Source organism: Roseovarius sp. MBR-51 (genome assembly GCF_053628575.1).
This window is the reverse complement of record NZ_JBRJGQ010000004.1, coordinates 252,464-267,526: the sequence shown is the minus strand read 5'-3', so window position 1 is coordinate 267,526 and position 15,063 is coordinate 252,464. Positions and strand designations below refer to the sequence as shown.

The following is a 15,063-nucleotide window of genomic DNA, read 5'->3' as shown; positions in this document are numbered from 1 at the left end:
TCGTGTTTAATTGACTCGTCAATCAATAAAAAACCACGAGGGACCGCATCACAAGACATACCCCCCTGCCAGAATGGCGTTGTATTTCATCACAGCGTCATATTAGCCTTGGCAGGTATAAACCAACCGCCACGCGGCAGGGGGCCGCGGAGACCTGAAAGAGGCACAAGGACGGTTCGGGATAGCAAACCAAAGGGAGACGACCACCATGACCATTCTCAATTCTGGCCGCATCAACCGACGCGGCTTCATGGCCACCACCGCTGGCGCGGCGCTCATTGCAGGCCTGCCCCTGCGGGCCAAGGCGGCACCGTCACGCGGCGGACATCTGCGCGCGGCCATCGGCCACGGCCAGACCACCGACACGCTCGATCCGGGCACCTATTCCAACAGCTTCACCACCTCGCTCGCCTTTGCCATCCATGGCCGGCTGACCGAAGTGGCCGCCGATGGCACGCTCATCCCCGAACTGGCCGAAAGCTGGGAAGCCTCGGACGATGCCACCGTCTGGCGCTTCAAGCTGCGGCCCGGCGTCACCTTCCACTCCGGCAAGGCTGTGACAGCGACCGATGTGGCAAACTCGCTCAACTTCCACCGTGGCGAGGGATCGACCTCGGCGGCAGGGCCGTTGGTGGCTGAAATCACCGACCTTGCCACCGAAGGCGATGACACGGTTGTCATCACCCTTGGCGGCGGCAATGCCGACTTCCCCTTCTTCCTCAGCGACTATCACCTCGTGATCTGCAAGGCCGAAGGCGAAAGCATCGACTGGAAATCGGGCGATGGCTGCGGCAGCTATGTGCTCAAGGATTTCAATCCCGGTGTGTCCTACGCTGTCGAACGCAATCCGAACCACTGGCGCGATGATGTGGCATGGTTCGACACTGCCGAAGTGCTTGCCATCGTCGATCAGAACGCCCGCACGACTGCGCTCGTCTCAGGCGATGTGGATGTGGTAGACCGGCTCGACCTCAAGACCGTGGGCCTTCTGGCGCGCAATCCAAACATCCAGATCAACTCGGTCGCAGGCACCCAGCATTACACCTTTGCCATGGACACCCGCGCCGAACCCTATAACAACAACGACCTGCGCCTTGCCCTCAAATACGGCATTGACCGGCAGGAACTGGTGGACAAGATCCTGTTCGGCTACGGGTCCGTTGGCAATGACCACCCGATCGGTCGCGGTCAACGCTTCTTCAACACCGATCTGGAGCAAAAGTCCTTTGATCCCGATAAGGCAAAATTCCACCTCAAGGCGGCAGGCCTCGACAATATCGAAGTCAAACTTTCGGCGGCAGACGCGGCCTTTGTCGGGGCGGTAGACGCAGCAGTGCTCTATCAGAGCTCGGCAGCACAGGCAGGCATCAAGCTGACCCCGGTCCGTGAACCCAATGACGGCTACTGGTCCGATGTCTGGATGAAAAAGCCGTTCTGCGCAGTTTATTGGTCCGGTCGTCCGGTCGAAGATCAGGTCTTTGCCACAACCTACAAATGCGGGGCGGCATGGAATGATACATTCTGGTGCAATGACCGCTTTGAAGAGCTGATGCTCAAGGCGCGCTCGGAACTCGATGAGGCCAAACGCCGCGAGATGTATTTCGAAATGCAGGCGATCTGTAGCGATGATGGCGGCGTGATCGTACCGATGTTTGCCAATTACGTCTTTGGCAACTCCACCAAAGTGGCGCATTCCGACACACTCGGCGCCAACTGGGATGTGGACGGCATGCGCTTTGTCGAGCGGTGGTGGATGGCCTGATCCACACCGTCTGACTTGACTGCAAGGCCCGGGGGTTCTCTTCTCGGGCCTTTGCCAAACCGGGCCAAGCGCCCGCATAATCCGAAACCGGGAGAGACCTGCCATGACCTTCAAAACAACCCTGACCGCCATTGCCCTCGCCACGGCAGCCGCCGGGCCCGCACTGGCCAATTGCGACAGCGTGACCTTTGCCGATGTCGGCTGGACCGACATCACCGCAACCACCGCCGCCACCACCGTGGTGCTCGAGGCGCTCGGCTATGAGACCGACATCAAGGTGCTCTCTGTGCCGGTTACCTACACGTCGCTCGCCGCGGGCGATATCGACGTGTTCCTGGGCAACTGGATGCCCACAATGGAAGGCGACATCGCCCCCTACCGCGAGGCCGGCACCGTGGACACGGTGCGTGCCAATCTGGAGGGCGCAAAGTACACCTTGGCGACAAATGCGGCGGGTGCCGCCCTTGGGATCAGCTCGTTCGACACGATCGCGCAACACGCTGAGGCGCTCGAATCCACCATTTACGGCATCGAACCCGGCAATGACGGCAACCGCCTGATCCTCGACATGATCACAGCGGATGCCTTTGGCCTCAAGGGATTCGAGGTCAAGGAAAGCTCGGAACAGGGGATGCTGGCGCAGGTGACGCGCGCCGATCGACGCGAAGAGCCGATTGTCTTCCTCGGTTGGGAACCGCACCCGATGAACGCCAATCACGACATGACCTATCTGACGGGGGGCGATGACTGGTTCGGCCCCGATCTGGGCGGTGCCACGGTCTTTACCAATACCCGAGCGGGCTATGTCGCGGAATGCGCCAACGTGGGAAAACTGCTGGAGAACCTCGAATTCACGCTGGCGATGGAAAACGAGATCATGGGCGCGATCCTCAATGACGGGACCAAGCCTGAAGAGGCAGCAAGCGCCTGGCTCAAGGCCAACCCGGACACCATCGGCCCCTGGCTCGACGGCGTGACCACCAAGGACGGTGGCGACGCCATGGCGGCAGTCAAGGCCGAGTTGGGGCTGTGATAATGACGCTCAGGGACGATATTCTCGCCCTGATCGAAGAAAGACCCGGGATCACTGACGCTGAAATCGTGCGCATGATTCCGGGGGCTAAATCGCGCCACCAGCAAGTCAATGCTCGCTGCCGCAAACTTGCGGAACAGGGTCTTATCCGAAGGATAAAGCCCTCCATCGGCGCGATTACTAATCTTCCTCTAACGTCAAAACTAGGCACTGAGGGCAGCCCCCCACCGCGGGTGGGGGAGAAGCCCCCGCCCGCGGGGGCGGTCGGGGGCCGCCCGGCGGAGCCGCCGGGTGGAACTATCCAAGCTGTCGCGCCTACATCCATCAACATCGAATTTTTTTGGCAAAGCGTGGGCGAAATTCAGTTTCTAGATGAGACTCTGCACTTTCCGCGCCTCCCTGCACGCGCTGGACTCTACCGCATAAGACTGCCGGTCAGCCGATCAGTCTATGTCGGCGAAACGGTTAATCTGCAACGACGAATGCAGAATTACCGCAGGCCCGGGGCAACTCAGACGACGTCGGTTTGGGTCAACGATCATTTGCGAAACCGGCTTCGCAACGGCGAGCTTGTGTTACTCGAGACCTGCACTGATGCCATGACGATCGCCGGCACCATCCGACAGGGTGCCGATCTCAAATCCAAGATTGTTCGCGTCATGATCGAACATGCGGCTATCCTGTCTGAAAAACAAGCAAACTGGATTCCACTGAACAAGGCGAACTAATGGACTGGCTGAGCGATCACAAAATCCCCGTGGGCAAATGGGCCGAAGCCTTTTTCTTGTGGCTTCAGGACAATGCGGCGGCCTTCTTTGACGCGCTGTCGGTGCTGATGGAAGGGCTGATCGACGCCTTTCTCTGGGTGCTGCAAACGCCGCATCCCTTGGTTATCATCGGCGTCTTTGTCGCCCTGACCTGGGCGTTGCAGCGCAGTTGGAAAACCTGCCTCTTCGTCATTCTCGGATTTCTCTTCATCCTGAACCAAGGCTATTGGGAAGAAACCACCGAGAGCCTCACGCTGGTGATATCCTCCTGCATTTTCTGCATGGCCTTGGGCGTGCCTCTCGGCATCGCCGCCGCCCACCGACCCCGGCTCTATGACGGGATGCGACCCGTGCTCGACCTCATGCAGACGCTGCCACCCTTCGTCTATCTCATCCCCGCGATCGTGTTTTTCGGCATCGGCATGGTGCCCGGCCTCATCGCCACGGTGATCTTTGTCGTCCCTGCCCCCATTCGCCTCACGCATTTGGGCATCTCCAACACGCCTCAGCCGCTGCTAGAGGCGGCGCAGGCCTTTGGCGCCACCAACAGCCAGACCCTGTGGAAGGTGGAACTCCCCTACGCCCTGCCGCAAATCATGGCCGGGCTCAACCAGACCATCATGCTCTCGCTCTCGATGGTCGTGATCGGCGCGCTGGTGGGGGCCGATGGCCTCGGCGTGCCGGTGCTGCGCGCGATCAATACGGTCAACATCGCCCTTGGCTTTGAATCGGGGCTGATGATTGTCGTTGTGGCCATCGTCCTTGACCGCATGCTGCGGATGGAGGGACGCAAATGACCGATACAATCGTCAATTTCAACAAGGTCTCCATCGTCTTTGGCGATGCCCCGCAAACCGCTCTGCCGCTTATGGATCAGGGCATGACCCGCCCCGAAATCCAGCAACAGACAAGTCAGGTTCTGGGCGTACATGACTGTGACCTCTCGGTCGCCGCCGGTGAAATCCTCGTTCTGATGGGCCTCTCAGGATCGGGCAAATCCACCCTCCTGCGGGCGGTCAACGGCCTCAACCCGGTGGTGCGCGGCACGGTCGAAATCCACGACGGCACCGGCATGGTGGATGTGACCCACGCCAACCCCGCAACCCTGCGCCGGTTGCGCCAGCACCATATCGCCATGGTGTTCCAGCAATTCGGCCTCCTCCCGTGGCGCTCCGTGCGCGAGAACGTGGGCCTCGGACTGGAACTTGCGGGCATCCCCAAGGCGGAACGCAACACGCGGGTGGAAAAGCAACTCTCCCTCGTGAACCTCTCAGACTGGGCAGACCGCCGCGTGGGCGAGCTGTCGGGCGGCATGCAACAGCGTGTGGGCCTCGCCCGCGCCTTTGCCACCGATGCGCCAATCCTGCTGATGGACGAACCCTTTTCGGCACTCGATCCCCTGATCCGCAACCACCTGCAAGACGAACTGATCGACCTGCAAAAGACCCTTGGCCGCACCATCATCTTTGTCAGCCATGATCTGGATGAGGCGTTCAAACTGGGCGACCGCATCGCCATCATGGAGGGCGGGCGCATCGTGCAATGCGGCACGCCACAGGACATCTTCACCAATCCCGCCACGGACTATGTGGCGGATTTCGTGGCCCATATGAATCCGCTTGGCGTGCTCTGCGCCCGCGACGTGATGGAGCCTGCGATCGGCACGCCCGAAACCTGCGTTGGCCCCAACGCCAGCATTCAGGACGTGATGGAATGCGCCCAAGGGCATGATCGCCCGGTCGGTGTCACCGAAAATGGTAAACTCTTGGGTCAGATCACCCGCAACCGCATCCTGGCCAAGCTGCTCGATCCGCGCGCCTGACCGGGCGCGCGCTCAGACCTTGGTGGCCGAAACCGTCGGCGTGATCCGCCGCTTCAGCACCGCCTCGCGCCAGCTGATGAAACTGACGGCGCCCACGATCACCATGCCGCCCAGGACCACGAACACATCCACCCCCTCGCCAAAGACCAGCGCGCCCAAGAGCACGGCCCAGACGAGTTGCAGGAACGTGACCGGCTGCGTCACCGCCAGAGGGGCCGCGCGAAAAGCCAGCGTCATGGTGTAATGTCCCGCCGTCGCCAGCGTCGCCACTGCAAAGAGGATCGCCAATTCCCACGGCGTTGGCGTGACCCAGACCGCCGCCGCCACGGGGGCCAGACCAATCGTGACCGTGATCGACAGCATCGCCACCACCACGCCGGGGCTGCTGCGGCCCGATACCACCTTGGCAATCAGGTAAGACGCGCCAAAGAAGATGGCAGTAAAGATCATCGCCAGATGCCCCGGCCCCACCTCGCGAAATCCCGGCCGCAGGATGATCAGCGCGCCGATCAGGGCCACGCCCACCGCCAAAATCCGCCGCAGCGCCAAACGCTCGCCCAGAAACAGCCCCGCGCCCAGCGTGACATAAATAGGGGCCAGATAATTCATCGCTGTCACATCCGCGATGGGAATCCGCGCCATCGCATAGAACCACAGCGCCACGCCCACCGTATGCACCACGCCGCGCGCCGCGAAAAATCCCCAAGTGCCTCGATCAAGCCGCAACCGCCAGAGCGATCCGAGCATCGGAATGAGAAACACCAGCCCCATGGCATAGCGCAAAAATGCCGCCTGCGGGGCTGGCACGCGCGTGCCCAACACCTTGACCAGCGCCGTCACCCCGACAAAGAGGATACCCGTCACCACCATCCAGAAGATGCCCCAGCCCGGTTGTGCCGTGCTCTCTGCCTTGCTTGCCTGTTGCGCGCTCATGCCTGCATTAATTCATGCCTCTGCCCGCCTGTCGAGGCTGGCTTGGCGCTTTGCCATGCGGCCTGCGCAACACACCCTGCCGCACAGCGCATGGCTCAGCCCCGCAAGAGCCCGATTGCGATGGCCCACATCACACAACCCACCCCGGCATCAAGCACCCGCCAACTGTCAGGCCGCTGGAACAGCGGGGCCAGCAGGCGCGCGCCATAGCCCAGCGCAAAGAAAAACACGAAACTGGCTGTGACCGCCCCCAAGCCAAAGGCAAAGCGATCCGCATATTGCGCCGAGATGGACCCCAGCAAAACAACCGTATCGAGATAGACATGCGGATTGAGCCATGTCAGCGCGAGGCATGTGAGCACGGCGCGCCGCAGACTGCCCGCACCCTCTCCGGCCTCAAGCGCGGCCCCACCCCGCCACGCGGCCCAGAAACTGCGCGCGCCGTAAACCAGCAGAAATGCCGCGCCGCCATAGCGCATGATCCGCTCCAGCCCCGGCACCGCCTCGGCCAGCACGCCAAAGCCGGTCACACCCGCCGCCACCAGCACCGCATCGGACAGCGCACAAACCAGCACCACCGCCAACACATGCGCGCGTCTGAGGCCTTGCCGCAGGACAAAGGCATTCTGCGCCCCGATGGCCAGAATCAAACTCAACCCCAAGGCAAATCCCGCCAGCCCCGCCTGCATCCGCCCGCCCTTTCATCGTTCTTCAAATACTCAATCGCGACCGCGCCGCCGGGGCTTGCCTATCGGGTCGCACCTCATTACTCAAATTCATTATGCTTATCTTGAATCAGATTTCCTAATGTCGCTGCCGCCCGATCACCTCGCCACCCTCACGGCCATCCTGCAAACCGGCAGTTTCGAGGGCGCGGCGCAGGCGCTTGGCCTCACGCAATCGGCCATCTCGCAGCGGCTCAAGGCGCTTGAGGCCCGCGTCGGCGCGCAGCTTGTGCATCGCACGACACCTTGCACCGCGACCCCCGTGGGCCAACGCCTTGCCGCCCATGCCGATCAGATTGCCTTGCTCGAGGCGCGCCTCAGCGATGACCTCACCAGCCTGACCCCGGCGCCGCACACCCGGCTGCGCCTCGCGGTCAATGCCGACAGCCTCGCCACCTGGCTGCCCGCGGCCTTGGCCAGCCTGCCCGATCACCTCTTCGATCTGGTGATCGACGATCAGGATGTGTCCCACGACCGCCTGATGCGCGGCGAAGTTCTCGGCGCGCTCACCACCCGCGCCAGCCCCCTGCCCGGCTGTGATGTCATGGCGCTCGGATCGCTGCGCTATCAGGCCATTGCCAGCCCCGATTTCATCGCCCACAACTTTGCCGATGGGATCACTGCCCAGAGCCTCGCCAGTGCCCCGATGCTGCAATTCAATATGAACGATCAGTTACAGCACCGTTGGATCACGCAGGCAACCGGCGCCACGCTCTCGCCGCCCTGTCACCGCCTGCCGTCCTCCGAGGGGTTCGTGACGGCCGCGCGGCTTGGCATGGGCTGGGGCATGGCCCCCGAGGCGCTCTTGCACGATGATTTGGCGCGCGGCACGCTCTGCCTCCTGCACGCCGATTGCCCGTTTGATACGCCGCTCTATTGGCAATGGACCCGGCTTTTGGGCGGGGCGCTTGCGCCGCTCACCCGCGCGCTGCGCCGTGGGGCGCGTCAGGGGTTGCGCGACCTTACAAAATAGAGGGGGAGTCCGTAAGGTCTGTAACCTCGGCCAAGGCCCGCTCGACCAATTCCGGCCCGGCACCAGGCCGCGATGCGCCCTCCGACAGATGCCGCCGCCACGCCCGCGCGCCCGGTTTTCCGGCAAAAAGACCCAACATATGCCGCGTGATCTGGTGCAACCGCCCACCGCTTGCGAGATGCGCCTCGATATAGGGGAGCATGTCCTGCACGGCCCCTTCTGCTGTGGTATCCGGCCCAGTGGTGCCGTAAATCCGCCGATCCGCCGCACAGAGAATATCCGCCGGTTGATGATAGGCCGCGCGCCCCACCATAACCCCGTCAAGCCCCTGATCGAGCAGGCTAACTGCTTGATCCAATGATGTAATTCCGCCGTTGATCGAGATGTGGAGATTGGGGAAAAGCATCTTCATCCGCTGCACCAGATCGTAATCCAAGGGCGGAATATCGCGGTTTTCCTTGGGGCTAAGACCATCCAGCCAGGCCTTGCGCGCATGGATCTGCACCCGCTGCACACCCGCCGCGATGATCCGCGCGAGGAACTCCGGCAACACCTCCTCGGGGTTCTGATCGTCCACCCCGATCCGGCATTTCACTGTGACTTCAACAGGTTGCGCGGCTATCATGGCGGCGCAACACTCGGCCACAAGGGCCGGTTCCGTCATCAGAATCGCCCCGAACCGCCCCGACTGCACCCGATCCGACGGGCACCCACAATTGAGGTTGATCTCGGCATAGCCCGCCTCCGCCCCCATCCGCGCCGCCTGCGCCAGTTCTACAGGGTCCGATCCCCCCAGTTGCAACGCGACCGGGTATTCCTCTAGGCTATGCTCCAGCAAATGCACCGCCCCCCCCCGCACCAAAGCCGGCGCCGTCACCATCTCAGTATAGAGCAACGCATGCCGACTAAGCCGCCGATGCAGATACCGGCAATGCCGGTCTGTCCAATCCATCATAGGCGCACAAGATAGACGCGCTGCCGCGGTGGCTGCGTTTCTAGGCATTCAAAGGTCTCCTCGGGCCCACCATCTTTTACGACTCACCGGCAGTCTACACCATACGCACACGACGGATGACCTGCCACCCTGCCCCGAACGAAGACAGGCGAAGGGCGGTAATTGTGCGGGGTCTGATGTGAGCAAAGGTAGTTATCTGCCTGGTGGGTGTGTCCAATCCTGCAGAAAGCAGACCCAGATGGCTTTTCACTACGCTATTCGGTTTCCGGACATTGAGAGCGCATCGGTGTCTTGGTTTCCCACCGACAGAACGCGACCGAGAAACTCACGTATCAGCGCTGCGATTTCGCCAGCGTGCGTTTCCAATGCAAAGTGTCCCGCATCCAGCAGATGCACCTCGGCGTCCGGCAAATCACGCTTGTAGGCGATAGCGCCTGCGGGGATGAAGGCCGGATCATGGCGCCCCCACGTGGCCAGCAGCAGCGGACGATGCTGGCGGAAATACGCGTGGAACCCCGGATAGAGCGCCACGTTGGTGCGGTAGTCGCGGATCAGGTCGAGCTGGATTTCCTCCGCACCGGGCCGGGCCATGTAGGCGATATCGAGTTCGTATCCATCGGGAGAAAGACGCTCGGGATCGGCTCCGGTGCCGTATTGCCAGGTCCTGATCGAGTCGGGGGACAGTGATGGGCGGCAGGCCTCGCGGTTCGCGTCGCTTCCATCACGCCAATAGGCCTCCCATGGCCCCCACTGGTCGCTGAAACCGTCGGTGTAAGCGTTGCCGTTCTGGCTGATGATCGCGGAAACCCGTTCGGGATGACGCATCGCGAGCCGCAAACCTACCGGCGCTCCATAATCGAAGATGTAAAGCGCGTATCTATCGAGCGACAGGGCTTCCGTGAACCCACCGATCACATCGGCGAGCCGGTCAAAGGTGTAGTCGAACGTCCCACGGGGCGGTGCTTTGGTCTGCCCGAAGCCAGGCAGGTCAGGTGCAATGAGCCGATAGCGATCGGCCAAAAGCGGCATCAGGTCGCGAAACATGTGGCTGGCCGTCGGGAACCCGTGCAGCAGCAGGATAACCGGGGCATCGGCCGGTCCGGCCTCGCGATAGAACACGTTGACGTCGCCGACCTGTCGGAATTTGTAGCGGATTTGCGCGGAGGTGGTTGGCATATTGGGTTTCCTTTCTGGGTTTTGACCGGGTTTGTCCCGAGGTTCGGTGCCTCGTCTCGGGACACCTCATGGTCGGTCAGCGGGCGTCAGGCTTGGCCGGGAATGCGAGCGATAACCTTGATCTCGAAATCAAAGTCGGCGAGCCAATTCACCCCGACCGCCGTCCAGGTCGGGTGGGGAGGCGCCGTGAAGTACCGGTTCTTCACCGGCATGATCGTCTCGAACTGGGTCTCGGGATGAGTGTGGAAGGTGGTCACGTCGATGATGTCGTCGAATCTCGCTCCAGCCGCCGTGAGCACGGCCTCGAGGTTCTGAAATGCCAGCTCGACCTGCTTGGCGAAATTCTGCTCCGGCGAGCCGTCATTGCGGCTGCCGACCTGCCCGGAGATGAAGAGGAGATCGCCGGAGCGAACTGCAGCGGAGTAGCCATGCGCCTCGTAGAGCGCGTGCCGGTTCGCGGGGAAGATAGCTTTTCGGTTGGACATGTATCCGCATCCTTTGATGGCAAAGACTGTTGCCGGTGGGAAAAGTGAGGGGAAGGCGCGGCGCTAACGTCGCGCCGTTGGTCGCCTAGGCGGTGATGAAGGTCAGCAGATCGGCGTTCAGCACGTCGGCGTTCACTGTCAGCATGCCGTGCGAGAACCCGGGATAGGTCTTGAGCGTGCCATTGGGCAGGAGATCGACGGCCCTTAGTGCAGAGGCGGCGATCGGAACGATCTGATCGTCCTCGCCATGCAGCACAAGGGTTGGGACGGTGATCGCTTTCAGATCCTCGGTCTGATCGGTCTCGGAAAAGGCCTTGATGCCGTCGTAATGTGCCTTTGGGCTGCCCATCATGCCCTGGCGCCACCAGTTCTGGACCACACCCTCCTGGACCTCCACGCCCTCTCGGTTGAAGCCGTAGAAAGGACCGGCAGGCACGTCCCGGAAGAACTGCGCGCGATTGCCGGCAAGCGCCGCTCGAAAGCCGTCGAAGACCTCCATCGGCGTGCCCTCGGGATTCGTGTCGGTCCGCAGCATCAGTGGCGGGATGGCGGCGACGAGGACCGCCTTGGCCACACGGCCTGCCGGTCCACCGTGCCGGGCCATGTAGCGCGCCACCTCACCTCCACCGGTCGAATGGCCGATATGGACTGCATTCCGCAGATCCAGTGCCTCGGCGACGGCAAAGGCGTCGGCGGCGTAGTGGTCGATGTCATGCCCTTCGGTGGGCTGGCTTGAGCGTCCATGCCCGCGCCGGTCATGGGCGACGACGCGATACCCGCTTGCGAGGAAAAACAGCATCTGCGCGTCCCAGTCGTCAGAGCTGAGCGGCCAGCCGTGATGGAAGACGATGGGCTGGGCGTCGCGTGGGCCCCAGTCCTTGTAGAAAATCTGCACGTGATCATCGGTGGTAACGTAGCCCATAGAAGGTTCTCCTTCTGGCAGGTTGGGAGTTGTGGTTTTATTGGCCTGCGCAGCGCCCAGAGGAAGGCCGACGCTCGCGGTGAGCGCGGAGGCCGCGAACAGGGCGTCGCGACGATTGAGCGCCAGAGGCAGTCGACGAGTGGAAGGCATGGTTCTGCTCCTTTCGTTACTCGAAGGGCGACCGGACCAAGTGCGGGATGTCGCGCATTGGCTTTGGTCAGGCGACCTTGGTTTGAGTGATTTCCATTTTCGCGGTTCGTTGCGTTGCGAATGGGGGGAATATCTTCGGTGTGGGCCGTCGGCGTTAGTCGCAATCGGCTTGCATTTCTTTCAACGAATCGTTGAAGCTGGGAGCATGGAGACTCTTTCGAACCTTGAAGCGTTTGTACGAAGCGCAGAGTGCGGCAGCTTTTCCGGGGCTGCCCGCATGCTTGCGCTAACGCCAGCCGCGGTCAGCCGCAGCGTCGCCATGTTGGAGCGCAATCTGGGCGTCCGGCTGTTCCACCGGTCGACGCGCGGACTGAGGCTCACCGAGGCGGGAGAAAGCTTTCTCGCCTCGGTGGGAGAACCGCTCGACAGGCTTCAAGGCGCCATTTCAGCGGTCACCGCGCAGGGGCCGACGCCCGCTGGTAGGCTCAAGCTCAGCATGCCGCCCTCGTTCGGGCTGGCGCATGTGCTCCCGCTCCTGCCCGGCTTTCTCGCGCAATATCCTCTGATCCGGGCCGAATGGCATTTCGAGAACCGCGTCGTCGATCTGGTCGCAGAAGGGTACGATGCCGCCATCGGCGGCGCGATTGAACGCTCGCCAGGGACCGTCGCCCGCACGCTCGCGCCGCTGCACGTCGTTGCCGTCGCCTCGCCAGAATACATGGCCGGCCGAAGCGGTCCGACCGATCCGGCCGGGCTTGCCGATTTAGACGGAATTGCGATGCGCGTGCTGCGAACAGGTCGAATCCGGCATTTGACCATGCGCAACGGAGCCGGACAGGAGATGGAGGCCGCGCTCAACGAGACCGTCGTCGTGAACGAGCCGAGCGCGATCCGCGAGGCCGCCAAGCTCGGGCTCGGCATCGCCCTTCTGGCGGTGGCGGAGGTTTTGTCGGACTTGGAGGAGGGTCGCCTGATCCGGCTACTCCCGGACTGGTACGCGGACGACGGCGGGATTTCGGTGTACTACGCCTCGCGGAGTTTTCTCCCGGCCAAGACACGCGCCTTCATCGATTGGATTGATGCAGCTTTCAAGAAAAACCAGCTCCCTGAGCGATTCAACGGTCAGCCGCACCGGCCCTCGTCCGACCGCGTCCAGAGCTGATCTCGGGTCATGGATGAGGCTCGCGCGCCATGTCCAGCGACCTGTCTGGAAGTTATACACCCGCCCTTCGAAACACGGCTCGAATGACCTCTACAACATGTTGGACGACTGTGTCGTGGTTCTGCCGGGCGTGCCAGGCAAGGTGCAACGGAAACCCATCGACCGGAACCGGCGGTTGGTGAAGCATCAGGTCGAATTCGGCCTGCGTCGCCACGCTTTGCCGCGGAAGCATTGCGATCAGATCGGTCTCTGCCAGAACCCTCGGCACAAGCTGGAACGACGAAACGGTCAGACCGACGCGGCGCCGTCGTCCGGATGCCGCCAATTGCGCATCAAGCGGGGTGCGAAGATCACCCCGACCGGACACGACGACATGCGGCCAGGCCAGCCAGGTATCGAGGGTGAAGGCATCAGCGGCCGGATGACCCCGCCGCATGGCAACTACGTAATCGACGTCGAGCAGCTTCTGGATCTCGACATTCTCGATCTCGCGATCCAGCACGGCGATGGCGATGTCCGTCGCCCCATCCAGGATGTCCCGGGTTACGGCCTCCTGCCCCTGCCACGGCTTGAACACGATGGTGATGCCCGGTGCGGTCCGCGCGATCTCCTCAATCAGCGGGCAGGCCAGCATCGCGGCGGGATCGTCCGCCGTCGTGATGCGCACCACCCGTTCGATCCGGTCCAACGGCACGTCCCCGCGATCGAGAAGCGAGTCCACCTCCGACAGGATGGACCGCAACGGCGCGCGCAGCGACTGTGCCAAGCTCGTGCGTGTCATGCCGCCGCGTCCGCGTTCAAGCAAGGGATCCCCGAACAGGTCCCGACATCTCTGCAGGGCACTCGAGACGGCAGGCTGCGACATGTTCAGCCGATGCGCGGCACGGCTGACATGCGCCTCGTCAAGCAGCGCGTCGAGGACAACAAGGAGGTTCAGGTCAATGCCACGTAAATTCATAAAACGAATATTACGGTATATTTTATATCCATTGGAAGAATTTTTGCCGCAGACCCATCTTCGGAGCATTCCCAAGCCAAAGGAGGCACCCATGACCCAGACTCTCATCCTGCTCTTTCACCCCAACCTCGCAAAATCGAAGGCAAATGCCGCCTTGCAAGCCGCTGCCCGCACCGTCCCCGGTGCGGAGGTCGTGGACATGCAGGCCCGTTATCCGAGCGGCCTTATAGACACGCATGCAGACGGCGAAGCCGAGGCGCGCGCGCTTCTGGAAGCCGACCGGATCGTTCTACAGTTCCCAATCCAGTGGTATTCGACGCCCCCTCTTCTGAAAACCTGGCAGGATGCCGTGCTGACGCGGATGTACTACATCCATGCCGTGACAGAGGGTGAAAGGCTGGCCGGCACGCCGCTGATGATCGCCGCGACGGCGGGCAATACGCCTGCTGCCTACGGTCGCAACGGCGCCAACCACTTTACGATGAATGAACTCATGGCGCCGCTGAAGGCGACTGCGCTGCGCTGCGGCCTGCCGTGGCATTCGCCCCATCTGGTTTTCCGGGCCGACAAGCTGAAGCCTGCGGAACTGGCAGCCGCCCAGGAAAGCTATGTCCGCGCCCTGAATGACTTCATCGCGACAACGACCATCCTCGATCAGACGGCGGCCTGACCCATGACAAAAACGACCCACGACACCCTCGCCGAGCTTCGTCTCGGCACGCCTGCCCCGTTCATTGCCGCAGCATTCAGCCTGCCCCCGCTTATCGCCCTTCAGTTCCTTCTGGCCGGTCAGGCGCTCTTTACCGGGCTACCCTGGAACCTGCACGGCGCGCTTGGCGGCGTCATTGCGATCCCGGTCTTCACGCTCCTCGGCTGCTCCCTCATCATGCGGCGTCTAAGGGGGTTCGGATGGTGGGCCGGTGTGATCGGTCTCCTCTATGCGCTCCAACTCGCGCTGGCATCGTTCGGCCCTGGCGCCCTTGCCCTTCACCCCTTCAACGCGGCGCTCCTGCTGACGGCCTCGCTTATCTTCCTGTTCAAGGTCGAGCGGAGGCGTTCCGCATGAGCCGATAGAAACTGACCCATGCATCTGATTTGACCAAAGACCCTGCGCGAAGCCGACCCCGGAAGTCCAAATGGCCCATCCGAAACCACCCATCGGAGAGAATCCGCGTGCTTTCGATCTTTGCGCGTTTTTGCTTGCAGGTGCACCACAAGCTGGCCTAGGTCGCCTCCGGAA

The 15,063-nt window shown here is 62.2% G+C and carries 16 protein-coding genes; 9 read left to right on the top strand and 7 right to left on the bottom strand.

Annotated elements, in window-relative coordinates:
* The first annotated feature begins 208 nt into the window (after nucleotides 1-208).
* From ACSSVY_RS07795 to choV, 5 genes are all read left to right on the top strand, one after another.
* On the top strand, nucleotides 209-1,762 hold the full coding sequence (locus ACSSVY_RS07795) for an ABC transporter substrate-binding protein (protein WP_454268839.1): 1,554 nt from the start codon (nucleotides 209-211) through the stop codon (nucleotides 1,760-1,762).
* 103 nt (nucleotides 1,763-1,865) lie between these two features.
* Nucleotides 1,866-2,795 carry a choline ABC transporter substrate-binding protein gene (gene choX / locus ACSSVY_RS07790; protein WP_454268838.1) on the top strand — a complete coding sequence of 310 codons (930 nt, stop codon included), beginning with the start codon at nucleotides 1,866-1,868 and terminating at the stop codon, nucleotides 2,793-2,795.
* Nucleotides 2,796-2,797: 2 nt separating this feature from the next.
* A complete protein-coding gene (locus tag ACSSVY_RS07785; protein ID WP_454268837.1) occupies nucleotides 2,798-3,523 on the top strand; it encodes a hypothetical protein in 726 nt (241 codons plus the stop codon).
* Nucleotides 3,523-4,359: a choline ABC transporter permease subunit gene (choW, locus tag ACSSVY_RS07780; RefSeq protein WP_454268836.1), complete on the top strand. Its 837-nt coding sequence runs from the start codon at nucleotides 3,523-3,525 to the stop codon at nucleotides 4,357-4,359. The genes ACSSVY_RS07785 and choW overlap by 1 nt, the downstream gene beginning before the upstream one ends.
* A complete protein-coding gene (gene choV, locus ACSSVY_RS07775) occupies nucleotides 4,356-5,384 on the top strand; it encodes a choline ABC transporter ATP-binding protein (protein WP_454268835.1) in 1,029 nt (342 codons plus the stop codon). The genes choW and choV overlap by 4 nt, the downstream gene beginning before the upstream one ends.
* A gap of 12 nt (nucleotides 5,385-5,396) precedes the next feature.
* Here choV and ACSSVY_RS07770 read toward each other — a convergent pair whose 3' ends face one another.
* Both ACSSVY_RS07770 and ACSSVY_RS07765 read right to left on the bottom strand, forming a co-directional pair.
* The gene (locus ACSSVY_RS07770; RefSeq protein ID WP_454268834.1) at nucleotides 5,397-6,317 is read right to left on the bottom strand and encodes a DMT family transporter; all 921 of its coding nucleotides are present in this window, start codon (nucleotides 6,315-6,317) and stop codon (nucleotides 5,397-5,399) included.
* 95 nt (nucleotides 6,318-6,412) lie between these two features.
* A complete protein-coding gene (locus ACSSVY_RS07765) occupies nucleotides 6,413-7,006 on the bottom strand; it encodes a LysE/ArgO family amino acid transporter (protein ID WP_454268833.1) in 594 nt (197 codons plus the stop codon).
* A gap of 118 nt (nucleotides 7,007-7,124) precedes the next feature.
* On the opposite strand from ACSSVY_RS07765, the gene ACSSVY_RS07760 reads away from it, so the two are divergent.
* Entirely contained in the window at nucleotides 7,125-8,015 is an 891-nt protein-coding gene (locus ACSSVY_RS07760; protein WP_454268832.1) for a LysR family transcriptional regulator ArgP, read from the top strand.
* Here ACSSVY_RS07760 and dusA read toward each other — a convergent pair.
* The 4 genes from dusA to ACSSVY_RS07740 form a co-directional block, all read right to left on the bottom strand.
* Entirely contained in the window at nucleotides 8,005-9,018 is a 1,014-nt protein-coding gene (gene dusA, locus ACSSVY_RS07755; protein ID WP_454268831.1) for a tRNA dihydrouridine(20/20a) synthase DusA, read from the bottom strand. The genes ACSSVY_RS07760 and dusA overlap by 11 nt on opposite strands.
* A gap of 201 nt (nucleotides 9,019-9,219) precedes the next feature.
* A complete protein-coding gene (locus ACSSVY_RS07750; protein WP_454268830.1) occupies nucleotides 9,220-10,146 on the bottom strand; it encodes an alpha/beta fold hydrolase in 927 nt (308 codons plus the stop codon).
* An 86-nt stretch (nucleotides 10,147-10,232) separates the two neighbouring features.
* Nucleotides 10,233-10,631: a RidA family protein gene (locus ACSSVY_RS07745; RefSeq protein ID WP_454268829.1), complete on the bottom strand. Its 399-nt coding sequence runs from the start codon at nucleotides 10,629-10,631 to the stop codon at nucleotides 10,233-10,235.
* Nucleotides 10,632-10,716: 85 nt separating this feature from the next.
* Nucleotides 10,717-11,703, bottom strand: coding sequence for an alpha/beta fold hydrolase (locus ACSSVY_RS07740; RefSeq protein WP_454268828.1), 987 nt, complete (start codon nucleotides 11,701-11,703; stop codon nucleotides 10,717-10,719).
* On the opposite strand from ACSSVY_RS07740, the gene ACSSVY_RS07735 reads away from it, so the two are divergent.
* Nucleotides 11,702-12,865, top strand: a complete 1,164-nt coding sequence (locus tag ACSSVY_RS07735; RefSeq protein ID WP_454268827.1) for a LysR substrate-binding domain-containing protein — start codon at nucleotides 11,702-11,704, stop codon at nucleotides 12,863-12,865. The two genes, ACSSVY_RS07740 and ACSSVY_RS07735, sit on opposite strands and share 2 nt — an antisense overlap.
* A gap of 52 nt (nucleotides 12,866-12,917) precedes the next feature.
* On the opposite strand, the gene ACSSVY_RS07730 is transcribed toward ACSSVY_RS07735, so the two are convergent.
* Nucleotides 12,918-13,823, bottom strand: a complete 906-nt coding sequence (locus ACSSVY_RS07730; RefSeq protein WP_454268826.1) for a LysR family transcriptional regulator — start codon at nucleotides 13,821-13,823, stop codon at nucleotides 12,918-12,920.
* A gap of 91 nt (nucleotides 13,824-13,914) precedes the next feature.
* Between ACSSVY_RS07730 and ACSSVY_RS07725 the strand changes: the two genes are divergently transcribed.
* Nucleotides 13,915-14,493, top strand: a complete 579-nt coding sequence (locus ACSSVY_RS07725) for an NAD(P)H-dependent oxidoreductase (protein ID WP_454268825.1) — start codon at nucleotides 13,915-13,917, stop codon at nucleotides 14,491-14,493.
* 3 nt (nucleotides 14,494-14,496) lie between these two features.
* Nucleotides 14,497-14,889 (top strand): DUF6220 domain-containing protein, encoded by a 393-nt coding sequence (locus ACSSVY_RS07720; RefSeq protein WP_454268824.1) that lies wholly within the window; start codon nucleotides 14,497-14,499, stop codon nucleotides 14,887-14,889.
* Nucleotides 14,890-15,063: the final 174 nt, after the last annotated feature.